The organism is Ochrobactrum sp. AN78, from assembly GCF_029909885.1.
GTDB classification, from domain to species: domain Bacteria; phylum Pseudomonadota; class Alphaproteobacteria; order Rhizobiales; family Rhizobiaceae; genus Brucella; species Brucella quorumnocens.
In genome coordinates this window covers 192,021-218,624 of record NZ_JASAMU010000003.1, presented here as the reverse complement: position 1 = coordinate 218,624, position 26,604 = coordinate 192,021, and the positions used below count along the sequence as shown (strand labels likewise).

The following is a 26,604-nucleotide window of genomic DNA, read 5'->3' as shown; positions in this document are numbered from 1 at the left end:
CAAAGTTCTCTCCGTTTTAAACTTCGGAACCAACAGGCGACTCCGAACCCTCAGTGTTTAATCTCTGTGTGACTCAGCCACCAGTAGCGATTTTTGCAAGCTGAGTCATGATAACTGCCGAGCCGTTAAGCCGCTTTTCTGGTGTTGCCCAGTCGCGGATGAAAACGATACTCTGATCTGGTCTGATCTTGGCCATTGATCCCTGTTCCCCGATCATCTTCACGAGACCAACTGGGTTTGCAAAGGTTGCGTTGCGGAATTGGATAACCACGCCCTTTGGACCGGCATCGAGTTTTTCGACATTGGCGCGGCGGCACAGAGCCTTGATATAGACGATCTTGAGCAAATGCTGCACTTCTTCCGGCATCGGGCCGAAGCGGTCGATCAGTTCTGCGCCGAAGGCATCGATATCCTGTGGCTCAGCCAGATCGGCGAGACGGCGATAAAGTCCTAGACGCAACTGCAGATCCGGCACATAAGCTTCCGGGATCATAACAGCCGTACCAATCGCAATCTGTGGCGACCACTGGCTGTCTTCGACCTCAATTGTGCCCTTGAGGGTGGCAACAGCCTCTTCCAGCATCTGCTGGTAAAGCTCAAAGCCCACTTCCTTGATGTGACCCGACTGCTCTTCGCCTAGCAGATTGCCTGCACCGCGAATATCCATGTCGTGACTTGCGAGCTGGAAGCCTGCACCGAGTGTATCGAGCGACTGTAGAACCTTGAGGCGACGCTCGGCAGTGGCCGTCAATGTGCGTCCGGCAGGAAGCGTAAAGAGCGCAAAGGCACGCTGCTTGGAGCGTCCAACACGTCCGCGCAACTGATAAAGCTGCGACAGACCAAACATATCCGCGCGATGCACAATCATTGTATTGGCCGTCGGAATATCGAGGCCCGACTCCACGATGGTCGTGGACAAAAGCACGTCATATTGGCCGTCGTAGAAGGCATTCATAATGTCATCAAGCATACCTGGTGCCATCTGACCATGAGCCACAGCAACTTTCAGCTCGGGAACATGTTCCTTGAGGAACTCCTCAATTTCGGTGAGATCGGCAATGCGTGGACAAACATAGAAGCTCTGACCGCCGCGATAGCGTTCGCGCAGCAATGTTTCGCGGATCACAAGTGGATCAAATGGCGAGACGAAAGTGCGCACAGCCATACGATCAACAGGAGGCGTCGTGATAAGCGACAGCTCGCGCACGCCCGTCAAAGCGAGCTGCAATGTGCGTGGGATCGGCGTTGCTGACAGCGTCAGCACATGAATGTCTGACTTCAGCTCCTTGAGCCGTTCCTTGTGCTTGACGCCAAAATGCTGCTCCTCATCGATGATAAGCAGGCCAAGATTCTTGATCTTGATAGAATTGCCAAGCAGAGCGTGCGTCCCAACGACGATATCGACAGTGCCGTCTTCGAGGCCCTTTTTGGTGGCGGCAAGTTCTTTTGCGCCAACAAGCCGCGAGGCATGGGCTACATTGACTGGCAGGCCGTGGAAACGTGCGGAAAAAGTCTTGAAGTGCTGACGTGACAGAAGCGTGGTCGGTACGACCACCGCCACCTGAAACCCGCTTAGCGCTGCAACAAAGGCTGCACGCAATGCTACTTCTGTCTTGCCGAAACCAACATCACCGCAGATGAGACGATCCATTGGCTTGCCTGCCGCAAGGTCATCGGCAATGGCATCGATTGCACGCTGCTGGTCTTCGGTTTCATCATAAGGAAAGCGCGCTGCAAATTCAGCATAAAGTCCGTCGGGTGGCGTCATGGATGGCGCGCCGCGCATCTGGCGTTCAGCGGCAATCTGGATCAGATGCCCCGCAATCTCCAGCAAGCGCTTCTTGAGCTTCGCTTTGCGCATCTGCCATGCGCCGCCACCAAGCTTATCCAGAACGGCTTCAGACCCTTCCGACCCAAAGCGTGAAAGCAACTCGATATTTTCGACCGGCAGAAACAGACGATCATCGCCTGCATAATGAATCTCCAGACAGTCGTGTGGCGCCCCCGCCGCCGTGATTGTCTTGAGGCCAATAAACCGACCGATACCATGATCGACGTGGACGACGATATCACCAGCTGAGAGCGATGCTACTTCAGAAATGAAATCCTGATCGCGTTTGCGGCGCTTGGTGCGGCGCACAAGGCGATCACCGAGAATATCCTGCTCGGCAACGACGACCAGATCGCCCGCATCAAAGCCGCTCTCAACGGCAAGAACCGCCGCTGTAATCTTGTCACGCGAGAGTGCTTTGACCATCGAAAGGCGATCAACGGTTTCGATTTTCTCAAGTCCGTGCTCATCCAGCACCTGCAGCAGACGGTCGAGCGAACCTTCGGACCACGCCGCCACCAGCACCTTTTTGCCCGCGACGCGCAAATCGGCGATGTATTTCACCACCGCTTCAAAAAGGTTCACATCGGTTGCAGCACGTTCTTCAGCAAAGTTGCGGCCCTTGTGCACATCAGCATGAATGATCGAACGGCCAGAGACTTCTGGTGTGCCAAATGGCGTCAGATCGATACGCAGGCCGACCAACGCGGCAAACGCTTCAACTTCCCGTGGCGTCAGATAAAGCGTTTCCGGCTTAACCGGCTTATAAGGAATAGCATCGCTGCCCGGCTCTTTACCTTCGGCCTGTCGCAGGCGTGCCTCGTAATGATCGACCACCATTGTATGGCGTTCTGTCAGCGCCTCATGCACCAGATGATCGAATACCACTGGCATATCGCCCGCGTGGTCGAACACAGTTTCAAGGTTGTCGTAGAAAAGCGGCAGCCAGTGTTCCATGCCCGCAAAGCGTCGCCCTTCACTGATTGCCTGATAAAGTGCATCGTCGCGCTGCGGCGCGCCGAACATGGCCACGTAATTCTTGCGGAAACGGCTAATCATATCCGGCGAGAGCGAAATTTCGCTCATAGGCTGAAGCACGAATTCCTTGCGCGCGCCTGTGGTGCGCTGCGATGCCGGATCGAACGCGCGGATTGTTTCGAGCGTGTCGCCAAAGAAATCGAGCCGCAGAGGCTCCTCTGAACCTGGTGCAAAAAGATCAAGAATGCCACCGCGCACAGCATATTCGCCAATGTCACGCACAGTCGAGACACGCTCAAAACCGTTGCGTTCCAGCCGTGCACCCAGATCGTTCATGTTGAGCTGATTGCCGGGACGCGCTGAAATCACCTGCTCGGCGATCGCGGCCTGTGGCGGCAGCTTTTGCAGAATGGCATTCGCCGTTGTGATGATGACTGCTGGATGCGGCGATTTTTTCAAGGACGCCAAAGCGGCAAGTGCCGCAAGCCTGCGCGCGCTGGCATCAGCCCCCGGCGATACGCGATCATAGGGAAGACAGTCCCACGCCGGTAGATGCAGAACCGGCAGATCAGGCGAAACGAAATTCAGTACCTGTTCCAGATCGGCAATGCGCTGGCCATCGCGGACAATATACATGACGGGACCGCGTTCACCGATCTCCTCGACCAGACGCGCAAGGCAAAACGCTTCGAAACCATCGGCGACGCCGTCGATAACGATATGCTTGCTGCTTTTAACGCCTGGACTGGTTTTAAGACCGAGTTTGCTGAATACGGGCATGGGGACTTATTCTCAGAATTCGATGCGGTCGCGGAAATCGATAATATCGCGGAACAGGGGCGTATCATGTTCTTCAGGTGTCGGGCTTTCGCCTGTCACCCATTTCAGAAGATCACGGTCGAGCACTTCAAGAATCTGCTCAAACTCATCAAGTTGAGCATCGGTGAAGCCAGCGAGATATTGATCCGCATATTGTCCAAGGATCAGATCCATCTCGCGCATACCACGGTGCCAGGCGCGAAACAGAAGCTTGCGACGCCTTACATCAAGATTTCCCGCCGCAAGTGTGCTGCCAGTCATTGTTCAAGCGCTCCATTTATAAAGTTCGAAGCCGGTATATAGCATCTGCTGCTCATCTGGGAACCCTTTAAGCCGTCAGAGCACTGTGCACCCAATTGGTCCCGCAAAGGCCGCTCTAAAGAGTTGAAACCGGTGACCGTACTCTCCAATAATCGATTCCGATTTTCGGGTCGATGCGTTAGAACAAAAATAGTACAAAAACCATTTCAAAGGCTTGCACAGAAAAGCAAAGCAGTTAATGCTCGCCACCATGCGTCCGTCTGTACTCGATCCGTTTTTTGCTTCCGTCCGCTCACTTTCAGGCATTGGCCCGAAAGTGGCTGCTTTGCTTGGCAAGCTTTTAGGAACGGATGTCCCCGGTACCGAGCCGAAAGTTGGCCAACTTCTCTTTCTGCCGCCACATAGTGTGATCGACCGGCGCAATCGCCCCGGCATCGCTTTTGCGCAGGAAGGCGCGATCGTTACACTGGAGGTGATGGTCGATCAACACCAGCCCACGCCACGCGGTAGAGGAAATGTTCCCCATCGCGTGATTGCCCATGACGATACTGGTGAAATCATTCTCACCTTCTTCCATGCGCAATTGCCGTGGCTTGAAAAAATGCTGCCCGAAGGTGAAACTGTCGTTGTCTCCGGCAAGGTGGAATGGTTCAACGGGCGCGCCTCGATGGTACATCCGGATTATATCGCAAGCTTGGAAGATGCGGCTAACCTGCCGATGGTTGAGCCGGTCTATCCACTGACGGCTGGGCTTTCGTCCAAAACACTCGGGCGGGCGATGAAAGAAGCACTCACACGCGTACCAGTGCTACCAGAATGGATAGATCCACCGCTCCTCGCGCGCGAGCGTTTTCATGCTTTCAAAGATGCACTCGATACAATGCATCTGCCGGAAGACCCGAGCGATGTTGCGCTCGAAAGCATCACGCGGCGCAGATTGGCTTATGACGAGTTTCTGGCAGGGCAGTTGGCTTTGGCACTAGTGCGTGCCAAAACACGCCGTCTTTCAGGTCGCCCGCTTGAAGGCAATGGCCGCATCGTTGCTGAAATCATGCGCCACCTCCCCTATAAACTGACCGGGAGTCAGGATCAGGCGGTTCACGAGATCATCACCGATCTAAAATCTCCAGAGCGTATGCTTCGCCTGCTACAAGGCGATGTCGGCTCGGGTAAGACCGTAGTGGGCCTTTTATCGATGGCACATGCAGCAGAATCTGGGGGGCAATCGGCCTTGATGGCACCAACAGAAGTGCTGGCACGACAGCATTTTGCAACCATTGCGCCTCTGGCTGAAAAAGTTGGCCTGAAAACTGCCCTCCTCACCGGACGCGATAAAGGGAAAGAGCGCAAAGCTGTTCTCGAAGGCCTCAAGAGCGGTGACGTCGATATCGTCATCGGCACACATGCGCTTTTTCAGGAAAAGGTCGAGTATCACGATCTTGTCTTTGTTATTATTGACGAGCAACATCGTTTCGGCGTGCATCAGCGACTGATGCTGACGGCAAAGGGCAGCGCGCCCGATATGCTGGTGATGACGGCAACGCCTATTCCGCGCACGCTGGTTCTAACCGCATTTGGCGATATGGATGTGTCCAAGCTCACCGAAAAGCCAGCCGGCCGCCAACCGATCACCACGGCTATTCTGCCAATAGAGCGCTTGGGTGAACTCGTTGAGCGCATCCGTAAAGCTGTGAACGAAGGGCAAAAAATCTACTGGATTTGCCCGCTCGTGGAAGAATCCGAGGTTGTCGAGCTGACCTCGGCCGAAGAACGCTTTGAATCGCTCAAATCTGCTTTTGGCAACAAGATCGGGCTCATTCATGGCCGCATGACTGGCGTTGAGAAAGACGAAGCCATGCGCGCTTTCAAACAGGGGGAAACGCGGCTTCTGGTAGCAACGACTGTCATTGAAGTTGGTGTTGATGTGCCGGATGCGACAATCATCGTCATCGAACATGCCGAGCGTTTCGGTCTCTCCCAATTGCACCAGCTGCGCGGACGTGTCGGTCGGGGCGACAAGCCTTCCACATGCCTGCTGCTTTACAAAGGCCCGCTCGGAGAAATCGGTCAGGCACGTCTCAAGGTGATGCGCGAAACGGAAGACGGGTTCCGCATTGCCGAGGAAGATTTGAAGCTGCGCGGCGAAGGAGAACTGCTCGGCACCCGCCAGTCCGGCACACCGGGTTTTCGCCTTGCGTCCATAGAAACACATGGTGATTTACTGGAAATTGCGCGCAAAGATGCCCGTTATATTCTGGCAAGCGACCCCGATCTAGAGGGCGAACGCGGGCAAGCGCTGCGAGTGCTGCTCTATCTCTTTGGTCGTGATGAAGCGATCCGCCTACTTCGGGCAGGATAAACCTTGTCGCGGAAAAGTGGAAACCGCCTTCGCGGGGAAATCAGTCCACTGGACTGATTTCTGATCCCGCTACGATCCTATAACGACATGCATAAAAATTAGAACAAAAATGGCCGCATTGTTGCGGCCATTCCATCCATTTATCAAAGTCTATCTATAATAGACTGTTTTTATTTCACTCTACAGTCACCGACTTCGCGAGATTACGCGGCTGATCGACGTCAGTACCCATAAGAATCGCAGTGTGATAAGCCAGCATCTGGATCGGCAGAGCATAGACCAGCGGCGTAATAAATTCTGGCACGTCAGGCAGAACGATGGTTGCCATCGTATCAAGACTTGCTGCCGCTGCACCCTTCTTATCAGTAATCAGAATAATACGACCGCCACGAGCTGCCACTTCCTGCATGTTGGATACAGTCTTCTCATAGAGACGATCCGACGGTGCAATGACGATTACCGGCATGGTTTCATCGATCAGCGCAATCGGTCCGTGCTTCAGCTCACCAGCCGCATAGCCTTCAGCATGAATATAGGAAATTTCCTTGAGCTTCAGCGCACCTTCCATCGCCAGTGGGAAGGACGTGCCGCGACCGAGGTAAAGCACATGATTGACTTTGGCCAGCTCATGACAAACAGCCGCAATCTGGTCTTCAAGCTTCAACACCTGATTGATGAAACGCGGCGCTTCGGAAAGCTGGCGCACCAGCTCCTGTTCGCGTTTGTCGTCAATCACCCCGCGCGCCTTTGCGGCAGCAATTGCAAGTGACGCCATGGTCGAAAGCTGGCAGGTGAATGCCTTAGTCGAAGCAACACCGATTTCAGGACCGGCAAGCGTGGGAAACACAGCATCCGATTCTCGCGCAATGGTCGAACCGGTCACATTGACCACAGAGGCGATTTTCAAGCCCTGTTGCTTGCAATAACGCAGCGAAGCCAGAGTATCAGCCGTTTCGCCGGATTGCGAAACGAACATCGCCAGCGAATCCTTTGAAAGCGGCATTTCGCGATAACGGAATTCCGATGCAATATCGCTGTCGACCGGCAAACGCGCAATCTGCTCGAACCAGTATTTGCCAACTGAGGCTGCATAAAAAGCGGTGCCACAGGCAGAAATGGTCAGACGATCAACCTTGCTGAAATTAATGCCGACTGCTTCTTCACGCACTTTTCCGGTGGTGAAATCGAGATAGTTTGCAAGCGTATGGGAAATAACTTCCGGCTGCTCGAACATCTCCTTCTGCATGAAGTGGCGATGATTTCCCTTCGACACCAACATATTTGCAGTCTGTGATTTTTGGACCTCGCGCTCGACCTCGGCATTGGTTTCGTCATAGACGGTTACACCCTTGCGTGTCAGCACAGCCCAATCGCCATCTTCCAGATATGCAATTGTGTCCGTGAATGGTGACAACGCGATGGCGTCGGAACCAAGGAACATTTCACCCTCGCCGTATCCGACAGCCAGCGGCGGTCCCTGACGCGCACCGATCAGAGTTTCTTTATCGCCTTCAAACAGGAAAGCAAGTGCAAAAGCACCCTGCAACAATGGCAAGCTGTCACGCACGGCTTCAACCGGCGACTTGCCCTTTTCCAGCTCGCGCGTCACGAGGTGCGCGACAGCTTCGGTATCAGTCTCGGTCTCGAATTTGCGCCCTTCGGCTTCAAGCATGGTACGCAGTTCAGCAAAGTTTTCGATAATGCCGTTATGCACCACAGCCAGACGTGCGGTGATGTGCGGATGCGCGTTGCGCTCAACCGGCTTGCCATGGGTGGCCCAACGCGTGTGGCCAATGCCGATCACCCCGGGAAGTGGCTCGCCCGTAAGGCGATTTTCGAGATTGACGAGCTTGCCTTCCGCACGACGGCGATCGAGCTTACCATTCTGGAGCGTGGCAATGCCGGCAGAATCATAACCGCGATATTCAAGTCGCTTTAGCGCATCAACCAGACGCGGTGCGACCTCGTTATTGCCAATAATGCCGATAATTCCACACATAGGGTGCTCCAAATCCGATATTCACGCGTATAGCCGCGATTTAAAGAGTCTAACGCGGAACGGCAACCCAAGGGACTGCCGTTCTCTTCATCTAATCGTCGATTTATTTCGAAGACGTTTTAGCCGCTTTGATGGCAGCATACTTCTCCCGCAGGATCTTTCCCCGCCCTTCTTTGGTTTCCTGTCTAGCCCGGCCAAATGCCAGAGCATCGGCAGGCACATCATCCGTGATCGTGCTGCCGGATGCGATATAGGCATTGTCACCAATCGATACGGGCGCAACAAGCGAACTGTTGGAGCCAACAAATGCGTTTTCGCCGATCACAGTCTTATATTTGTTATAGCCATCATAATTACAGGTGATCGTACCTGCACCGATATTGCTCGATGCCCCGACAACCGCATCGCCGATATAAGTCAGGTGATTGATTTTTGCACCCTTGCCGACCTCAGCATTCTTCACTTCACAGAAATTGCCGACTTTGGATTTTTCGCCAAGATTTGCGCCCGGACGCAAACGTGCGAACGGCCCAATCTCAGCTTTCTCGCCGATATTGGCGCCTTCAATATGTGAGAAAGCGTGGATCAGCGCGCCCGATGCAACACAGACTTTAGGTCCGAAGAATACATTCGGCTCGATTATGACGTCGGCTTCGATCAATGTATCATGCGAGAAGAAAACGGTCTCGGGTGCGATCAGCGTCACACCTGCCAGCATCATGTCCAGACGCTTACGGTTCTGCCAGATGTTTTCTGCCTCCGCCAGTTCTGCACGATTGTTGATGCCGATGACATTATCGACTGGCACTTCAAGTGCCGTAACATTCAGACCTTTTTTGTGGGCCAAACCCACAATATCGGTGAGATAATATTCGCCCTTGGCATTTTTGTTATCAACTGCGTCAAGCAAGGCCAACGCATGCGCACCACGCACAGCCATAAGCCCGCCATTACAGAAGCCGATTTTCTTTTGAGCGTCAGTTGTTTCTTTTTCTTCGACAATAGCAACCAGCTTGCCATTCTCTTCGATCAATCGACCATAGCCTTGCGGACTGGCCGGACGAAAACCAATCACGACGACATCAGAACCCTCTGCGAGTTTACCGCGTGCAGCCTGCAGCGATTGCGCTTCAATAAGCGGCGTATCCCCAAAGACGATCAGCAGATCATCATAGCCACGCGCAATAGCGTCACGCGCTGCCAGCACGGCATGAGCAGTGCCCAAACGCTCGGTCTGCTCAAAAGAGGAAACAGCATCAGCAACTTTTTCGACAGCCGTCTGCACTTTATCCGCGCCACGCCCGACGACCAGCGCAACATCGCTCTTGCCGGTGCCCTGAACAGCCTTCACCACATGGCAGACCAGCGGAAGCCCTGCCACCTGATGGAGTACTTTCGGCAAGCTCGACTTCATACGCGTGCCTTCGCCAGCGGCAAGCACGATGGAAAGGCAGGTACGGTCTGTCATTGTATCGTCCAGAAATATTGAGGCTCATCTGCTCATAGCATTAAAGCGTATATGGAAACTTACAGATTGCTTATCCCAATCGACCTAAGGCCGGGAAGGTCTCAAGCAACCAGAATGAAAACGACTGCATGCCGCCGGTAAGAAAAAGGACACCGGCAATAACGAGAAGAGCGCCCATAACCTTCTCAACTTTGCCAAGATGAACGCGGAACCTCGACAAAAACCGCATGAATGCGCCGGAAAAAAGGGCGGCGAACAAAAAAGGAATTCCCAAGCCCAGCGAATAAACGGCCAGAAGGGCAGCGCCTTCGATCACCGTGCTGCTTCCGCCCGCCAATGTGAGAATTGGTCCTAGAACCGGGCCTATACAAGGGGTCCAACCGAACGCAAACGCCAAGCCCATGACATACGCACCCAATGGCGTTGCGGGCGCACTTCGCGCCTGAAAACGGGCTTCGCGCGACAGGAATGAAAACCGCAGGATACCAAGAAAATTAAGGCCCATCAAAATGATGACGACACCCGCCACCATGGCGATTTCCTGCTGCCACATGCGCAAGAACGCGCCAATGGACGAAGCACCAGCACCAAGCGCTACAAAAACTGTGGTAAAGCCAAGCACAAATGAGATCGCAGCCAATGCCAGTGAGCGACGCTGCAAGGAAGCGGCAGCAACGCGCGATTCTTTTTCAGCGCGAAAATCCTCAACGCTCACACCCGCCATATAACATAGGTAGGGTGGAACCAGCGGTAGAACGCAAGGCGATAAGAACGACAGCGCACCTGCACCGGCAGCCGTCAGATAAGAAACACTGAGCACCAAAACCTCGTTTTCATATAGAACATTTCTCATCTAAACCAGATAAGTCATTCTATTGATTTGTTTTTGAACAAAGTAGGGAAAATATATCTAACTTTCCGACTTTCCTCAAAATGCTTGCGGCGAACGCCGTTTGCTGGCCTTATAACCCAACTTCGGCATTACTTTGAATATTTTCAATGCGGCATCTCGCTCGAACATAAGTTCGCCCTAAATCAGGATCACTTGCGCAATTTTAGATTGCTCCAACTGGACGACGCTCCGATGAGCTTAATTGATAATGAAGAACCTTCTTCAGCATCCACTAGACAGAATAAGTCTTTCGGATTGCTGAAGCGATACCAGCATTTTCTGTTTCCCATAGCGGGCATCGCCATTGCCCTGCTGGCAATCTATGTTCTGGAAAATCTGCTCCAGAATACCTCACGCAAGGACACGCTTGAGGCACTTCATGCAATTTCGTGGACGTCCATTGGGCTCGCTGTATTTTTCACGATGCTCAGCTATGCAGCCGTGGCGCTATATGATGTGGTTGCGGTGGACACGATTGCGCCCAACCAAATCCCACGCCGTATCGCTGCGGTGGCAGGGGCTGCTGGCTATGCGATTTCTAATGCGATTGGCTTCTCGCTTCTGACTGGTGGTGCGCTTCGCTATCGGATTTATGCGGCTGAAGGAATCAGCCTTGCTGACATCGGCAAGATCGTCGGCACGTCCTGGTTTGCCATCTGGTTTGCGCTCATCATCATGGTGGGAGCAGCCCTTCTTATCGACCCACAGGATGTACCGTGGATTTCGACGATCGACTCTCGTCTGGATATTGTTGCAGGCATCATCATTCTGGGCGGTATCGGCTGGCTCATCTACTGGCTTTCCCATGGAGAGCGCACACTGCGCCTTGGCTCGTTAAGCTTGCGCCTGCCTAACTCCAAGGGTGCGATTACACAGATTTTTGCAGGTCTTGTCGATGTCGGCGCTGCGGCAGCAACACTCTATGTGCTGATGCCACAGGATGCAGTTCCAAGCTTTGCAGTCTTCGCGCTCGTCTATGTCATCGCCATTGTGCTCGGCATCGCAAGTCATGCGCCAGGCGGGCTTGGCGCTTTTGAAGCCACAATCATCGCTGGTCTCGGTATCGGCAGCCAACCCGATGCTATCGCGGCTCTCCTTGCTTATCGTGTGATCTATACGGTTATGCCGCTTGTGGTCGCCACAGCAGGCATTTTGATATGGGAAATCATGCGGCGCAGGCAGATGCTTGGACGGCAAGCCAAGTTTGCCAAGCGCCTCGTCGAACCTCTGATACCTGGACTTTCCGCCAGTATTATATTCCTCGGCGGCATTATTCTGCTGGTGTCGGGCGCAACTCCGGATATGCGGTACCGGGTAAAAATTCTCTCCGACGTGGTGCCGGAATTTTTCGTCGAAACATCGCATCTTGCAGCAAGTCTTGTGGGTGTCGCTCTGCTCATCGTCGCACGTGGCCTATTCAAGCGGCTTGAACGCGCGTGGATCGCGGCCCTCATCCTTCTGCTTTTCGGCGCAGTTTTCTCACTTACAAAAGGCTTGGACTGGGAAGAAGCAACCATCCTCTGCCTTTTTGCCTTTGCCTTGTGGGGTTTTCGCGATTCCTTCTACCGTCGCCCGATCTCAGGCCCGTTTGAACTGAGCTGGAGCTGGATTACATCCGTCGGTACCACCGTTATTGTTTCCACGTGGCTTGGCTTCTTCGTCTATCGACATGTTGAATATTCCAATGACCTCTGGTGGGATTTTGCATGGAATGACAATGCGCCACGCTTCCTGCGTGCGACCGTTCTGGTCTTCGCAGTCGTCGCAGCAGTCGGTCTTCATTCAATGATCAACCGGCACAGCCAGCGCAAGCGCAAACGCGATTATTCTATTCCAGAGGCAGTTCCTGCACTTGTGGCAGCATGCCCGCACACAGATGCAGCACTTGCGATGCTTGGCGACAAACAATTCTTGCTCGCACCCGATAACAACGCGTTCATTATGTATGCGCAATCCGGTGGTAGCCTGATCGCCTTGGGTGAACCTATCGGAGACAAAAAAGCTGCCAGAGAACTTGCGTGGTCGTTCCACGGCCTTGCCGACAAAATGGCATTGCGCACGGTGTTTTATGGTGTTGGCCCTGACAGTCTGCCGCTGTTTCTGGATATGGGATTGGTCGCGCTGAAGCTCGGCGAAGTTGCTCGCGTCGATCTGACTGATTTCTCGCTTGAAGGTCCTCGCCGTCAACCATTCCGCTATGCTGACCGCAAGGTCGACAAGGACGGACTGACCTTTGACGTCATCGACGTGAAAGATGTGCTGTCCCTCGTCCCTCGCCTGCGCGAAATCTCCGATGCATGGCTCGATCATAAGTCCGGCAGCGAAAAGGGCTTTTCACTCGGTTATTTCGATGATGATTACATGGAGCGCTTCGATGTTGCCGTGATGAAAAAAGACGGTGAGATTGTTGCCTTCGCAAACTTGTGGCGTGGGGCCGACAAATACGAAATCACAGTAGACCTCATGCGTTATATGCCCGACGTGCACAAGCTTCTGATGGACGCACTTTTTGCCAAGTTGCTTATGTATAGTAAGGATCAGGGCTATAAATGGTTCAATCTGGGCGCGGCACCGCTCTCTGGCTTAAACCGCAGCAGACTTGCTTCACGCTGGAATCGTTTCGGCTCGTTTATCTATCGACGCGGTGCGGACCTCTACCATTTCGACGGCCTCAAGGCCTTCAAAGAGAAGTTCGACCCGATCTGGACCCCACATTATATGGTTTGTCCCGGTGGTCTGGAAACACCCCGTGCTCTTATCGATGCCACAACTCTGATCAATGGTAGCCCTCTGGAGTTCATCCGCAAATGAAGAAGCGACGCATTCTTTTAACTGTTCTTGGGTTGGCGCTGATTGGAGGTGCAGGTGCCTATGCGGCACTTCATCCCGGCAAGATTGCACGCCAATGGGCACAGTTCTTCAATGCCGATGAGCCTGTCATTCATGCAAGCGCCGAGCGGCTTTCAAATATTCCGGTTTATATGCCGAAAGGCGATCCGGTCGGTCTTGCCATCCTGTTGAGTGATGAAAGCGGCGTCGGAGACAAAGAACGCAGTTATATGGATGCGATGCTGGCGCGAAACATAATCGTTTTGCCCGTCGAGCTTGGTCCGTGGCGGGCAGCGCTCGATAAGGAAGATGGCGAGTGCAACTATCTCGACTCCGATTTTGAAGCTATTGCCAAAGAAGCCCTTCGCGGACTTGATCTTGACGTTTATTTCCATCCCGTCGTAACTGGCATTGGTCAGGGTGCAACGATTGCCTATGCAGCAGCGTCAGATTCACCTGATGCGACCATCGCAGGCGCTATTGTTCTTGATCCTACACCTGCGAAAACGCGCCTGCCCTCCTGTACCGAAGCGGCTGAAGCCACCAAAGCGCCTGGTGGCGGCTTCACCTACGGCTATGAAGCGAATATGCCCGCCCCGACACTTGTGATTGGGCCGATAGGCTCGCCCGTGAATAATCCTGTCGATGCACGTCAGAAAAAGATTGCCGTGCTGCAATCCGGGTCGGACTTCCCGGCACGCATGAAGATGGCGGTCGATAACGTCGTCGCTATGGCCGATCAGGATGCAAAGAACGAAGCGTTGCCAATCGTTGACCTTCCCGCAAAGGGCGGCAAAAGCGATATGGTGGCCGTTTTTTATTCAGGCGATGGCGGCTGGCGCGATCTCGACAAATCAATTGGCGAGTGGCTACAAGCCAATGGCGTTCATGTCATCGGCGTCGACTCTCTGCGTTATTTCTGGTCCGAACGCACGCCTGAAGAAATTGCTCGAGACACAACGGCGATGATCGAGAAGGCTGATCCGACCGGCAAATTGCCGGTTACCATTCTTGGCTATTCCTTCGGAGCTGATACATTCCCATTTGCGTGGAAATATCTCGATCCAGCCCTGCAGGACCGCACGAAGATGGTGGGGCTTCTCGGCGTTGAAACCACCACGACATTCCAGGTTTCTATTGAAGGCTGGCTTGGTATGGATGGCGATAAGGACGTCGTACCAGCTATTACCACCATCCCGCTTGATCGCGTTGTCTGCGTCTATGGCGAAGAAGAAGATGATACTGCCTGCACAGCGCCAGAGCTTAAAGGTGCTGACCTTATGAAGCTGTCCGGCGGTCATCATTTCGATGAAAACTATGAGCCGATTGCAGCGGCTTTGCTTGATAAGATGCGCGCTCGCGCAGGTCTGCCACCGCGCCCTGCGAGTTAAAAAATGGCACCGACAATATTGTCGGTGCCATTTTTACTCATACTTTCAAAGCCTTCCGACCACCTAATTTCCAGCGCACAAGATCAATCAGCAAAAATGCGATCAGGCTCAGACCAATCATCGGTAAAGCCCAACCAATCACAACCGCGATCAGCACGACCAGCAGCTTCTGCAGCACTTTGAGATAGAGCCAGCTTTGAATCAGGGTTCGCGGCATAGAACCCGCAGGCGGTCGCCGCTGCCACCAAATGCGATAGCCATAGATTATCATGCCAATCAGCGCCAAGCCCAACAAAGCCATAACAATCTGATTGGCAACGCCGAACAGAACACCCATGTGCAGATCAATTCCCCAGCGAATGAGCTTGGCAATGATCGGGAATGTTTCAAAATCGGCCCTGCTGATTACCGCCATGTCGCGCGGGTCGATAGCAAGCGTGTCAACCTGCGTAGGCCAGGAGCGGTCATATTCGCGGACCAGCCAAGCCTGATCAGCATTTCGCGGAATACGAATTTCCAGCATTGGCGACTGAAGACCGGATTGCCGCGACAGGAGATTTACAGCGTCAAGCTGGCTGACATAATCGATTGTCGATGCAGCGGCACTGTGGTCCTGTTGACTACCATGATCACGGTGTTCGGCATGCGGGTCGGCAGCCACAGCGGGTTTATCAAGAGCGGTCGAAACAGACGGTGTTATCCAACCGACTGCCGCACGAAAATCGTCAATTCGCCCACCTGCTAATTGCGACCATGTCATGCCAGTCGCCGAAAGAAAAACCAGACCTACAGCGATCCAGATGCCAATCTGACTGTGCAGACGCCGCGTACGCAAGTGCGCATTTTCTTTGGCGTTTGAACTACGCCGGACATCCCGCTTCCACCACCATAGCAGAACACCGCCGAGCGCTGCGACCCACAACCATGAAGCGGCAAGTTCGCTATAATAGCGGCCAAAATCTCCGAGCATCAGATTGCGATGTAAATAGTCGATAGACGCACGCAACGGCAATACGCCGCTCGTGCCGTAGACGACGAGATCTCCCTTGATTGCCAGCGTTATTGGATCGACAAAAATTGCTCGAGTTTCAGATTCACCTAAACCCGGCTCGATGAACATAACGCGCGTATTCCAGCCCGGACCTGTCGATGGGCGGATAGCAAACAGCCTCGGATCGTCACCGATAAAATCGCGGGCAGCCTTAACCTGATCAGCCAATGGCTGCACAGTGCCTAATGACGATGTGCGCAATTGATCACGATAGATCATGTCTTCGAGTTGCGGCGTCAGTACATAAAGCGTGCCTGTGATTGCGGCAATCAAGATGAATGGGCCAACGAACAGACCCACATAAAAGTGCAGTCTGGTGATGAAGGCCTTTAAACTCGAACCGGCAACGCGCGTTGCCTCAACAGAGCCGCTCTTTGATTGTGCTTTTGGCAATATGGCATCGGTCATGGCTGCACCTCATTTCGTGCAGCGTCTGCAGATAAATAAAAAGAAAACATTGGCATCTCCAGCCTGTGTGAAAAAGCCGGACGATAGGCAACTGCGCTTCTCAAGTGTTTGTTTAAAGCACATCTTATCCGAAAACCGCTTCACGCTTTTCGAGATGTACGCTTGAGCATGTCTCCCAAAAATGGGAACCTGTTTTGGGTTAAAGACATGCGTAAAAACAAATAGATAGAACATTTTCTGCAATTCATCTTAAACAGGAAATGCTCTAGAACGCGCAAGCTGCATAGCGCCGGAATTGATCCATGCATCAGCTGAGAAGTGCAGGTGGTCCTCTAGGGAGATAGGTTTGGCCCAGAGAATTTGGCGGACCGTGAACCACGAGCCGCACGAGATGATAACGGGCAACAAATACTGCGTGGTAGGCAAACGACAGTGTTTGAGCAGCGAGGCCAGCACCAACAGCGCACGCGGCTTGACAAAGTGCCGAACAGCACGAACGCGCAAGGTCCTTTAGCGGAGCTTCATCGCCATTGGTTTGACCGTCATGGATCGAGCAAATGACTGAAGTTTGGCCATTCGACCACGCAACCATCGAGGCTTGCGCGTAAGAGGTTATGATCCCCTGAAACAGAATGACGAGCGCGATTGATGCCGCCCAAAGGGCAGCTTCAAACTTGTTGCCGACTATTCTGGCTTTGAGGCTCATAATCGCTCATCTCATCCCTTGGTGAGATTGTCACTGCGACAAATACGAGAACCGGACGAGAAAGAATTTAAAGAGCTTATTTTTGCGCTTTTCAAGCACAAGGATGGTCGGCGCGACACCAGACTGAGGTTTTCCCTTGGGGTTCTTGGCATTGCTGTCAGAACGAAGGCACCTCTCATGCCTTAGCGTAACGATACACAACGTCTTCCAAATCGTCTCTGGGAGCTGTCAGATCGAGAATTCCGCCTAACCTTTCTGCGACGCCAATTGATCTGAGATTTTTGGGGGATGCGTAGCTGACCAGTGTAGGCAACCCTAATTCCTCAAAGGCCCAATCTCGCATCGCACTAGCGGCCTCCGTAGCATAGCCATGTCCCTCAAAACCATCATACAGGAACCATCCAAGTTCCTTTTCAGGAAACTTAGGCCCGTCGTTAACGCTGACTTGTCCAATACATTGCTTTGTGGCTGTCAGTTCAACCATAAGTGCGCCGTGACCGAAAAAATGCCACATCGCTACGTCGCCGCAAAATAGTCCCCAAACCGTGGACTTGTCGAACGGCCCTCCCATTCCAGTTGACCGTTCAGACATCAAGAATGTTTCGTAGGCAGCCAGATCCTCTATCTTCAGCGGCCTAAGTGTAAGGCGGGCGGTTACAAGTGTTGGAGTTGTTCCGATCACGTCGTGTCTCCTTAGGCGTCAAAGACATACAACATCTAAATGAACAGCAGATAGTGATTTAAACTGAAACGCATCACCTATGCCTACGCTGACGGCATGGACATTGAGCGTATCGCTGAAATATCCGGTCATTCCAAATCAGAATGTGCAAGCATAATTCGCAAGAATTATCTTGGCAGTGGTGATGTGATTGAGGCGATCAGAAAGGGAACAAAATAAGCGCCAAACTGTAAAATGAAAGGTGACCTGTAAAATGGTAACTTTTGAAATGGTGCTAAGTCATTGGAAGTGGTGAGCGCGCAGGGATTCGAACCCTGGACCTACTGATTAAAAGTCAGTTGCTCTACCGGCTGAGCTACGCGCTCCCTTGAGGAACAAATCGTCCCTGGAAGTGCGGCGGAACATAAGGGCGGCTTTCGCATTGGTCAACACCATAAAATCAAGTTTCTCCAACATAAATCCAAAAAAGCAGTGCCAATTGATAGAAACTTCGAGCCCACAGGGCTTGTCGGTGAAATTGCCACGCTTGAGTTCGGCTTTTTGGCAGAGAATTTGATCTATTGCCTTCCGAAAAGGTAGAATCGCGCAACTCAATAGCGGTTACAAAGAGCCAAAAATGATTCCAGAAATCGATTCCGGTTGTTGAAATGATACTGTAGGCTCTTCCGTGTAATTCATTCCAACGTTTCGGTTTTTCATGTCATTTGTCACAAACGCGTTTTTTCGTTTCAGACATTCCCTTTCCGGCATCGGGCTGGCCCTGGGTACTCTGCTATTCGCAGCAGCTCTCACCCCGAGCCTCGTTCCACGAACATATGTGATGCAAGGCATTTTGTGTGGCGTGGCATTTGGTTCAGGATATGGTCTTGGCGTTTTTTGGCGTTGGATTTGGCATTACCTCGAATTGCCTGAGCCCAACGATCGTTTGCGCAGCCGCGTTAATCTGATCGTCGGACTTACTTGTCTAGTGGTCGCGATAGTGGCGCTTTATCGGTCAGCCGGTTGGCAGAACTCCGTGCGATCCGCAATGAGCATGGAGCCTGTTCCAAGCGCCTACCCCGCAAGCGTTTGCGGGCTGGCTATCGTTACGTTTTTGATCTTGTTGCTGTTGGCTCGCGCCCTGATCTGGCTTGGACGCTACATTTCAGCAAAGATACACCATGTCGTCCCTAGACGAGTGGCCAATGTCGTTGGCATAGCGCTGACAGTCGTTCTGATCTGGACAGTTGCGAACGGTCTTCTTATCCAGTCAACCTTCGAGGTGCTCGATCGTTCATTCCGCGAGTTTGATGCATTGATCGAGCCAGACCGCCCTCGACCTGTTGCTGCCGATAAGACCGGAAGTGCTGCGTCTCTCCTGAAATGGGATGAACTGGGACGCGCGGGCCGTGAATTTGTGGCGTCAGGACCGACAGCAGACGAAATTTCGTCGTTAACAGGACGTCAGGCGGTTGATCCTATCCGCGTTTATGCCGGACTGAATGTTGCCGATGAACCAAAACAGCGTGCAGAACGCGCGCTTGAAGAACTGAAGCGGCAGAACGGTTTTGATCGTTCCATCCTTGTCATCATCACACCAACAGGCACGGGATGGGTCGACCCGGCGGCAATGAACGGCCTCGAATTTCTTCATGATGGCAATGTTGCCAGCATCGCTATGCAATATTCCTATCTCAACAGTCCGCTTTCGTTGCTCTTCCAGCCCGAATATGGCGCTGACGCCTCGCGGGCACTGTTCACAACCGTTTATAACTACTGGAAGACCCTGCCGAAAGACCAGCGTCCGCGTCTGTATCTCTATGGTCTCAGTCTGGGTGCAATGAATTCCGAGAAGTCGGTTTCACTGTTTGAGATGCTGGAAGATCCGATCAACGGCGCATTGTGGAGTGGTCCGCCCTTCCCGAGCCGCGACTGGAAACAGATCACGCGTGACAGGAATGAAGGTACACCGGAATGGCTGCCGGTTTTCCGGGACGGCGCTTTCGCTCGTTTCATGAACCAGAATGGAGAGGCTCCCGGCAACGGGACACGGTGGGGACCACTTCGTATCGTCTATTTGCAATATGCGAGCGATGCGGTGGTCTTCTTTGACAGTCATGCATTCTATCGTCAACCGGAGTGGATGAATGCTCCTCGCGGACATGATGTTTCACCGCAACTGCGATGGTATCCGGTGGTTACGATGTTACAATTGGCGCTGGATATGGCTTTCGCGACGACAACTCCCATGGGGTATGGCCACGTTTATGCGCCAGAACACTATGTAGATGCTTGGATTGAAGTCGCAGACGTCGATGGCTGGAGCGAAGATCAGATCAACCGGCTCAAGCAGTATCTACATCATAAGATGACCGGTGAGAACGTTGAAGGATACGAACAGCGCGGCGGCTAGAGCACGTTCGAATTACCCGCCAAACAAAAACAGCCGCCCTTTTGAGGCGGCTATTTTCAGAAAGCTTAGTTTATCAACGGTAAGGCGAATAGCACTGCTGACGCGGACCGTTGTAAGGCTGGAACGTATTGTCCGAAGCACGGTAAGACCTGTAGCGGTTATAGCACCACTGAACGTGGTTGTTGCTATAACGATAAACCGGCTGAGGCGCTGGCTGCGCAATCGCACCGCCTATGATTGCACCAGCACCAAAGGCTGCCAGCGGATACCACCAGCCGTCATTATGACGACGATAGCCATTACGATAGTGGTTATAGCCGCGATGACCGTTCCAATAACCTGGGCGTGGGCGATGGTTTCCATTCCAGCCTGGACGACCTGGACGGTGACCATTCCAGCCTGGACGACCCGGACGATGACCATTCCAATTGCCGTGACCGCGACGATCCCAACGATCATTCCGAACAGGAACGACGTTATCGCTGCCAGCGACCTGTGCAGTGAGCAAGACCGGAGCAGCAGAAACTGGTGCCATCGCACCGATCATAAAAGTTGCGCCGATTAAGCCAACCATCATTTTTTTCAAGGTGGTAATCATCTTGTTCTCCAGTTCAACTGCACACATCATGGCTGATGCTAGATGAACGTGTGCTGAATGATAGCTAGGAATATATAGCACGCTATATATCTGACAAGTGATGCGCCTGAGCTCAACTCAAACATAATTAACGTAAAACCTGCTTGGTGCCGTTCCAGCGTGATGATAGCTAAGAGTAAATGTGATTTTATTCGCAATTGCTGCAATTATCAGATAGTTTCGCAACATTCTAACTAGAGTTGTAGCGGCTTGTGTGCGTTGGGGGTGTCGTGTCAACTGAATTGGAATCGGCCAGCAATTTCGCTTCAAGCTTGATGTCGAAAGATACCAACCCTTTTCTGGCTGCGGTAGAGCATACGCCTACCCCGATGCTCATCACTGATCCGCGCTTGTCGGATAACCCCATCGTCTATGCAAACAAGGCCTTCCTGCAAGTTACAGGCTATTCGGCAGATGAAATCATCGGAAAGAATTGCAGGTTTCTACAGGGTTCGGGCACCTGCCCTGAGCATGTGACTGCGATCCGGACCGCTTTAGCAGCGGAAAAGTCGATCGATATCGACATATTGAACTACAAAAAATCTGGCGAAGCTTTCTGGAACAGACTGCATATCTCACCAGTCAAAGGCCCTGATGGCACAATTCAGCATTTCGTCTCCACTCAGCTCGACGTTACGCTTGAACTCAAACGTCTTGTCGAACTTCAACACGAACGGGACACACTCTCCAATGAAACCAAGCGTCGTCAAAACCATCTCGATTATATCGTAGATGTTGCAAATATCGGCTATTGGACACGTGAACTAAATACCGGCAACGTCACTGGGTCAGCCGAGTGTCGGCGGATTTTTGGATTTAAGGAAAACGAGAATATCCATTTTGACCAGATCATCGATATGGTGGTGCTTGAAGACAGAATGGCAGTGCTACAACAAACTGAAGAGGCCTTCGCGACAGGCGAGCCTTATTCCATGGAATATCGGATCGTTAACAGAGCCGGTGAAACCATATGGGTGGAAACGCGCGCAAAAGCGCTGCTCGGTGAACACCCAACATTGCTTGGTGTCATGCTAGACGTCACTGAACGCAAGCAAACCGAAGCCGATAAAGCCCTCGTTACCCGCGAGATTTCCCATCGCTTCAAGAACTCGATGGCAATGGTGCAATCCATTGCCAACCAGACATTGCGCAATGCCAGCAATTCCGAGCAGGCAAGTCAGCTCTTCAACGAACGCCTGCATGCGCTCGCACAAGCGCACGATATGTTGCTCCAAGAGGATTGGGGCGGCGCGACCATCCCGCAAATATCCGACATGGCGCTGGCTCCATTCAACAGAACATTTGGCAACCGTATCCGCATGAGCGGTCCTTCATTGTTCGTGAGTGACCGCGTAACCGTGGCACTGTCGCTGGGGCTATATGAGCTCGCTACCAACGCCGTCAAATATGGCGCTCTATCCAATGAACAAGGTAGCATCGATTTCAGCTGGAACATCGTCAATGATGAGGGTCAAAAGAAATTCCAGATGCGCTGGGTGGAAACCAACGGCCCGTCTGTCGCACGCCCATCCCGCCGCGGTTTTGGCCAGCGCCTGTTGCGGTTGGTGTTGGCAGAAGAACTGAAAGCACGATGCGACATTGATTTCGCACCATCAGGTCTGACAATCAATGTCCTGGCGCCGATCACGCCTGATGTGTTTCCTGGGTTCGACCACAAGATGAAGTCAGGTCAATTGATCGCCTGAGTTTATTCGACGTCGATACGTAGAGGCATTTTGACATCTGGCAAAGGCGCAAAAAAAGCGCCATATGCTGCGATCATGAACGATAGCTCAGCCCCCCTCTTCACAGTCCATACGGATGAACCATCGCCCTCCACACACAATGTTGCGACCGGTGAAGTGCATTTCCTGCCGACATCTGCCGACGCTCCGGCAGTCGAATGGCTGATCGCTGATGGTTTGACGGATTATGAAGAGGCACTCGCCTTCATGGAAGCGCGTGTACAGGCCATTCGTGAAGGCACAGCGAACGAACTTGTCTGGCTCGTCGAGCATCCATCACTTTATACAGCAGGCACAAGCGCCCACACTGAAGATCTGCTGACACCGGATCGTTTCCCGGTCTTTAACACCGGACGCGGAGGTGAATACACCTATCATGGTCCCGGTCAGCGGGTGGCTTACATCATGCTCGACCTCAAAAGGCGCCGTGAAGATGTGCGCGCTTTTGTAACCGCGCTCGAACAATGGATCGTCGAGACACTTGCACAATTCAACGTCAAGGGTGAGCGACGTGCGGATCGCGTTGGTGTGTGGGTTGTACGCCCTGAAAAGCCGCCGCTTGCCAATGGTGGCATGTGCGAAGACAAGATCGCAGCCATCGGCATTCGCCTCCGTCGCTGGGTCAGCTTTCATGGCATTGCAATCAATGTCGAGCCGGAACTCGAACATTTCGGCGGCATCGTCCCCTGCGGCATCGCCGAATATGGCGTTACCAGCCTGGTCGACCTGGGGCTGCCGGTGGCTATGGGCGACGTGGACGTCGCGCTCGGCAGGGCCTTCGAAAGCGTTTTTGGCCCTCGCCAGACAAAATAAGATCAGACCGGCTTTACGCGTCGCTCGCGCATGAAGACATAGAAGCCTGACCCGACGATGATTGCGATTCCGAACCATTTCGACGGCGTTGGAAAATCACCAAAAACAATCAGTCCGACCAGAACAGCGTTGACGATTTCCAGATATTGGAATGGCGCAAGCATGGATGCGGGCGCGAGCTTGAACGCCTGCACGACCAACAGATGACTGACCGTGCCAATCGTGCCCAGCAAAAGTAACAATAACCATGGTTGCAGGCTGTGCGGCAGCGAGAACGTCAAATCCTCAATGCCGATGGCCGTACCAAGCACCATGGCCAGACCTGCGAGAAAAGCACCGCCAATGCCTGCATAGAGTTGCATGACGACAGGGCTTTCCTTAGCGCCATATTTCCGGTTCAGGATAAGATAGATTGCGAAGGTGACAGCAGTCGCCAATGGCAGCAGCGATACGGCCCCAAAAATCTCAAAACTCGGCTGAATGACGATCATCGTACCGATCAATCCGATTCCGACTGCACTGAAGCGGCGCCAGCCAACTTTTTCTTTCAAGAACACAGCAGAAAGCAGCGTCAGGATCAGTGGTTCGGCGAAAAACACCGCCATAGCATCCGCCAGAGGCATATATTTGACGGCGGTGAAAAAGCACGTTCCGCCAAACCCCATCAGTGCACCGCGAACCAGATTGCCGGTAAGGTGCGTCGTCCGCAAAGCGGCCAAGCCGCCCATGACGATCAACGCCAGAAACATCAGCACGGACTGGATGAAAAAACGCATAAAGGTGACTGTTGCGGGCGGCATATTATCCATCATGGCAAGCCATTTGCCGATGGCATCCATAAGCGGCAGCAACAACACCGAGAGCACCATGATTGCCATGCCCCTCACATGCGCTTCTACGCTAACTGCTGCCCTGCCCTGCATTTCACCACTCGCAATTTCCTCGCTACCCCTTGCGCTTACGCGAATGGGCTCTTCGTTTCCATCTTAAACAGCCCCGGAAAAGCGTGCGGTTTGACTTTCGCCACGTTTCTGGTGCAAATCCTGGTGCGGATGAATAAAACCCTTTGATAAAGCCCGACAAGATCAGAACGTAAGGCGAACTTTGGTCGCCTTTCGTGATTTCCCGTGGCATCATCTATGTGATTCGCAGACACACTATTTTCGGCTTAAGCGTGTATGACGCAGCCATCGTAAATTCAGACAGAAAGCTTTTCGGACAAAGATGGACGATAACGATCTCTTTTCCAGAGTAGTCAACAATGCCCGCGAACGGGTGCAGGAGCGACAGTCTGAAAAGGCGCCCGCTCCGCGACCTGTTGCGCAGCCGGCAGCGACGCCGTTGCCATCTGCCCCAAAGTCCGCGCCTGCTGCCACCAAGGCACCACCTGCTTCGTCGGGAAGTGACGACTATAATGCGTCGTCCATTCGCGTTCTTGAGGGTTTGGAGCCTGTCCGTTTGCGCCCCGGCATGTATATCGGCGGCACGGACGAAAAGGCTCTGCATCATCTTTTCGCTGAAGTCATCGACAACTCGATGGACGAAGCGGTTGCAGGCCACGCCAACTTCATTGAAGTCAGCCTCGATGCTGAAGGCTTCATAACCGTCAGCGACAATGGTCGCGGCATTCCAGTGGATGAACACCCACAGGTGCCAGGAAAATCCACGCTTGAAGTCATCATGACCAAGCTGCATGCGGGCGGTAAGTTTGACGGCAAAGCTTATGAAACATCCGGTGGTCTGCACGGCGTCGGTGTGTCCGTCGTCAATGCGCTTTCCGATGTTCTGGAAGTGGAAGTCGCGCGCAATCGCCGCCTTTATCGCCAACGCTTTTCACGCGGTATTCCGCAGGGTGGTCTGGAAGACGCCGGTGAGGTGCATAACCGTCGTGGCACGCGCGTCCGCTTCCATCCAGACCCGGATATTTTTGGCAAAAGCGCGCATTTCGACCCGCACCGGCTTTATCGCATGGCGCGTTCGAAAGCCTATCTATTTGGTGGTGTGGAAATCCGCTGGAGCTGCGACCCAGCTCTTCTCGACCCGAAAAAAGAAACGCCCGAAAAGGCTGTGTTTCACTTCCCAGGTGGCCTGAAAGATTATCTTTCTGCGTCGCTCGGCAAGGAACATCAGGTTACGCGCGAAATTTTTGCGGGCCGCACAGAAAAACAGGGTGGGCATGGCGCAGTTGAATGGGCTGTGTCGTGGTATGGCGGGGACGGCTTCGTCAACTCCTATTGTAATACGATCCCGACAGGCGATGGCGGCACGCACGAAGCGGGCCTGCGCATCGCTTTGACGCGTGGCCTGAAAGCCTATGCAGAACTGACTAATAACAAGCGCGCCTCAATTATCACCACCGATGACGTGATGATTTCGGCGGCGGCCATGATGTCGGTTTTCATTCGCGAACCCGAATTTGTCGGTCAGACCAAAGACAAGCTTGCGACCGTTGAAGCGCAGCGTATCGTGGAAAATGTCATCCGCGATCCGTTTGACCACTGGCTCACAGCTTCGCCGCAGGAAGCTTCGCGCTTGCTCGACTGGGTTGTCGACCGCGCTGAGGAACGTCTGCGTCGCCGTCAGGAAAAGGAAACTGTCCGCAAAAGTGCTACGCGTAAGCTGCGCCTTCCGGGTAAGCTTGCTGATTGCACGCAGAATGCGGCCGCAGGCGCAGAACTGTTCATCGTCGAGGGTGACTCGGCTGGTGGCTCCGCCAAGCAGGCGCGCAATCGTTCCAATCAGGCAATCCTGCCGCTGCGCGGCAAAATTCTGAACGTAGCAAGTGCAGGCCGCGAAAAGCTAACAGCCAACCAGCAGATTGCTGATCTCGTGCAGGCGCTTGGTAGCGGTACGCGCAAGAATTATCGCGAAGATGACCTTCGCTATGACCGCGTCATCGTCATGACCGATGCTGACGTGGATGGCGCGCATATCGCATCGCTTCTGATTACTTTCTTCTATCAGGAGATGCCGGACCTCATTCGTAACGGTCATCTCTATCTCGCCGTACCGCCGCTTTATCGTCTTAGCCAAGGCGGTAAAGTCGCCTATGCACGTGATGATGCACACAAGGATGAATTGCTTCGCACGCTGTTTACAGGGCGTGGCAAGATTGAAATTGGCCGCTTCAAAGGCCTTGGCGAAATGCGCGCCGAGCAGCTCAAAGAAACGACCATGGATCCCAAGAAGCGTACGCTTTTGCGAGTACATGTCGATGAAGACTATATCGATGAAACCCGCAACACGGTCGACGATCTGATGGGCACCAAGCCAGAAGCCCGCTTCCGCTTCATTCAGGATCGTGCAGCTTTCGTGGAAGAACTCGACATCTGATCGAGTTCAT

17 protein-coding genes and 1 tRNA gene are annotated in these 26,604 nt (G+C 53.1%); 7 read left to right on the top strand and 11 right to left on the bottom strand.

The genetic code is table 11. The annotated features are described in order from the left end of the window. Positions 1–73 precede the first annotated feature (73 nt). Complete coding sequence (gene mfd, locus QBD00_RS07730) at positions 74–3,589, bottom strand: transcription-repair coupling factor (RefSeq protein ID WP_151092833.1); 3,516 nt, start codon at positions 3,587–3,589, stop codon at positions 74–76. Positions 3,590–3,601: 12 nt separating this feature from the next. Continuing rightward, a complete protein-coding gene (locus QBD00_RS07725; RefSeq protein WP_264230662.1) occupies positions 3,602–3,889 on the bottom strand; it encodes a succinate dehydrogenase assembly factor 2 in 288 nt (95 codons plus the stop codon). Between the two features lie 238 nt (positions 3,890–4,127). On the opposite strand from QBD00_RS07725, the gene recG reads away from it, so the two are divergent. After that, on the top strand, positions 4,128–6,248 hold the full coding sequence (recG, locus tag QBD00_RS07720; RefSeq protein WP_318579096.1) for an ATP-dependent DNA helicase RecG: 2,121 nt from the start codon (positions 4,128–4,130) through the stop codon (positions 6,246–6,248). Positions 6,249–6,423: 175 nt separating this feature from the next. Here recG and glmS read toward each other — a convergent pair whose 3' ends face one another. The 3 genes from glmS to QBD00_RS07705 all read right to left on the bottom strand — a co-directional run bounded on the left by glmS (position 6,424) and on the right by QBD00_RS07705 (position 10,535). Continuing rightward, positions 6,424–8,247 (bottom strand): glutamine--fructose-6-phosphate transaminase (isomerizing), encoded by a 1,824-nt coding sequence (glmS, locus tag QBD00_RS07715; protein ID WP_318579095.1) that lies wholly within the window; start codon positions 8,245–8,247, stop codon positions 6,424–6,426. A 103-nt stretch (positions 8,248–8,350) separates the two neighbouring features. After that, positions 8,351–9,715 carry a bifunctional UDP-N-acetylglucosamine diphosphorylase/glucosamine-1-phosphate N-acetyltransferase GlmU gene (gene glmU / locus QBD00_RS07710; RefSeq protein WP_318579094.1) on the bottom strand — a complete coding sequence of 455 codons (1,365 nt, stop codon included), beginning with the start codon at positions 9,713–9,715 and terminating at the stop codon, positions 8,351–8,353. A 70-nt stretch (positions 9,716–9,785) separates the two neighbouring features. Then, positions 9,786–10,535, bottom strand: coding sequence for a cytochrome c biogenesis CcdA family protein (locus QBD00_RS07705; protein ID WP_318579093.1), 750 nt, complete (start codon positions 10,533–10,535; stop codon positions 9,786–9,788). Between the two features lie 264 nt (positions 10,536–10,799). Here QBD00_RS07705 and mprF point away from each other — a divergent pair, with 264 nt between their 5' ends. Both mprF and QBD00_RS07695 read left to right on the top strand, forming a co-directional pair. Next, on the top strand, positions 10,800–13,418 hold the full coding sequence (gene mprF, locus QBD00_RS07700; RefSeq protein ID WP_318579092.1) for a bifunctional lysylphosphatidylglycerol flippase/synthetase MprF: 2,619 nt from the start codon (positions 10,800–10,802) through the stop codon (positions 13,416–13,418). After that, positions 13,415–14,827 carry a virulence factor family protein gene (locus tag QBD00_RS07695; RefSeq protein WP_264234174.1) on the top strand — a complete coding sequence of 471 codons (1,413 nt, stop codon included), beginning with the start codon at positions 13,415–13,417 and terminating at the stop codon, positions 14,825–14,827. The genes mprF and QBD00_RS07695 overlap by 4 nt, the downstream gene beginning before the upstream one ends. A gap of 37 nt (positions 14,828–14,864) precedes the next feature. On the opposite strand, the gene QBD00_RS07690 is transcribed toward QBD00_RS07695, so the two are convergent. The 4 genes from QBD00_RS07690 to QBD00_RS07675 all read right to left on the bottom strand — a co-directional run bounded on the left by QBD00_RS07690 (position 14,865) and on the right by QBD00_RS07675 (position 18,039). Then, on the bottom strand, positions 14,865–16,286 hold the full coding sequence (locus QBD00_RS07690; protein ID WP_318579091.1) for a PepSY-associated TM helix domain-containing protein: 1,422 nt from the start codon (positions 16,284–16,286) through the stop codon (positions 14,865–14,867). Between the two features lie 307 nt (positions 16,287–16,593). Then, positions 16,594–16,992, bottom strand: a complete 399-nt coding sequence (locus QBD00_RS07685) for a hypothetical protein (RefSeq protein ID WP_318579090.1) — start codon at positions 16,990–16,992, stop codon at positions 16,594–16,596. Positions 16,993–17,167: 175 nt separating this feature from the next. Next, entirely contained in the window at positions 17,168–17,674 is a 507-nt protein-coding gene (locus tag QBD00_RS07680) for a GNAT family N-acetyltransferase (RefSeq protein WP_191793206.1), read from the bottom strand. A 289-nt stretch (positions 17,675–17,963) separates the two neighbouring features. Next, positions 17,964–18,039, bottom strand: a tRNA-Lys gene (locus tag QBD00_RS07675). A gap of 332 nt (positions 18,040–18,371) precedes the next feature. On the opposite strand from QBD00_RS07675, the gene QBD00_RS07670 reads away from it, so the two are divergent. Beyond that, positions 18,372–20,066 (top strand): alpha/beta hydrolase, encoded by a 1,695-nt coding sequence (locus QBD00_RS07670; RefSeq protein WP_318579089.1) that lies wholly within the window; start codon positions 18,372–18,374, stop codon positions 20,064–20,066. A gap of 73 nt (positions 20,067–20,139) precedes the next feature. On the opposite strand, the gene QBD00_RS07665 is transcribed toward QBD00_RS07670, so the two are convergent. Next, entirely contained in the window at positions 20,140–20,664 is a 525-nt protein-coding gene (locus QBD00_RS07665; RefSeq protein ID WP_151092821.1) for a BA14K family protein, read from the bottom strand. 314 nt (positions 20,665–20,978) lie between these two features. Between QBD00_RS07665 and QBD00_RS07660 the strand changes: the two genes are divergently transcribed. Together QBD00_RS07660 and lipB are read left to right on the top strand one after the other, a co-directional pair. Next, positions 20,979–22,409 (top strand): PAS domain S-box protein, encoded by a 1,431-nt coding sequence (locus QBD00_RS07660; protein WP_318579289.1) that lies wholly within the window; start codon positions 20,979–20,981, stop codon positions 22,407–22,409. Positions 22,410–22,484: 75 nt separating this feature from the next. Next, positions 22,485–23,261: a lipoyl(octanoyl) transferase LipB gene (gene lipB / locus QBD00_RS07655; RefSeq protein WP_412535000.1), complete on the top strand. Its 777-nt coding sequence runs from the start codon at positions 22,485–22,487 to the stop codon at positions 23,259–23,261. Between the two features lie 2 nt (positions 23,262–23,263). On the opposite strand, the gene QBD00_RS07650 is transcribed toward lipB, so the two are convergent. Continuing rightward, entirely contained in the window at positions 23,264–24,184 is a 921-nt protein-coding gene (locus QBD00_RS07650) for a DMT family transporter (RefSeq protein ID WP_191793130.1), read from the bottom strand. A 301-nt stretch (positions 24,185–24,485) separates the two neighbouring features. Between QBD00_RS07650 and parE the strand changes: the two genes are divergently transcribed. Continuing rightward, entirely contained in the window at positions 24,486–26,594 is a 2,109-nt protein-coding gene (gene parE, locus QBD00_RS07645; RefSeq protein WP_151092816.1) for a DNA topoisomerase IV subunit B, read from the top strand. Positions 26,595–26,604: the final 10 nt, after the last annotated feature.

Bases quoted from the DNA above. Each gene is read 5' to 3' on its own strand.
- mfd (WP_151092833.1), bottom strand. From the start codon at position 3,589: ATGCCCGTATTCAGCAAACTCGGTCTTAAAACCAGTCCAGGCGTTAAA.
- QBD00_RS07725 (WP_264230662.1), bottom strand. From the start codon at position 3,889: ATGACTGGCAGCACACTTGCGGCGGGAAATCTTGATGTAAGGCGTCGC.
- recG (WP_318579096.1), top strand. From the start codon at position 4,128: ATGCTCGCCACCATGCGTCCGTCTGTACTCGATCCGTTTTTTGCTTCC.
- glmS (WP_318579095.1), bottom strand. From the start codon at position 8,247: ATGTGTGGAATTATCGGCATTATTGGCAATAACGAGGTCGCACCGCGT.
- glmU (WP_318579094.1), bottom strand. From the start codon at position 9,715: ATGACAGACCGTACCTGCCTTTCCATCGTGCTTGCCGCTGGCGAAGGC.
- mprF (WP_318579092.1), top strand. From the start codon at position 10,800: ATGAGCTTAATTGATAATGAAGAACCTTCTTCAGCATCCACTAGACAG.
- QBD00_RS07695 (WP_264234174.1), top strand. From the start codon at position 13,415: ATGAAGAAGCGACGCATTCTTTTAACTGTTCTTGGGTTGGCGCTGATT.
- QBD00_RS07690 (WP_318579091.1), bottom strand. From the start codon at position 16,286: ATGACCGATGCCATATTGCCAAAAGCACAATCAAAGAGCGGCTCTGTT.
- QBD00_RS07685 (WP_318579090.1), bottom strand. From the start codon at position 16,992: ATGAGCCTCAAAGCCAGAATAGTCGGCAACAAGTTTGAAGCTGCCCTT.
- QBD00_RS07670 (WP_318579089.1), top strand. From the start codon at position 18,372: ATGTCATTTGTCACAAACGCGTTTTTTCGTTTCAGACATTCCCTTTCC.
- QBD00_RS07665 (WP_151092821.1), bottom strand. From the start codon at position 20,664: ATGATTACCACCTTGAAAAAAATGATGGTTGGCTTAATCGGCGCAACT.
- QBD00_RS07660 (WP_318579289.1), top strand. From the start codon at position 20,979: ATGTCGAAAGATACCAACCCTTTTCTGGCTGCGGTAGAGCATACGCCT.
- lipB (WP_412535000.1), top strand. From the start codon at position 22,485: ATGAACGATAGCTCAGCCCCCCTCTTCACAGTCCATACGGATGAACCA.
- QBD00_RS07650 (WP_191793130.1), bottom strand. From the start codon at position 24,184: ATGCAGGGCAGGGCAGCAGTTAGCGTAGAAGCGCATGTGAGGGGCATG.
- parE (WP_151092816.1), top strand. From the start codon at position 24,486: ATGGACGATAACGATCTCTTTTCCAGAGTAGTCAACAATGCCCGCGAA.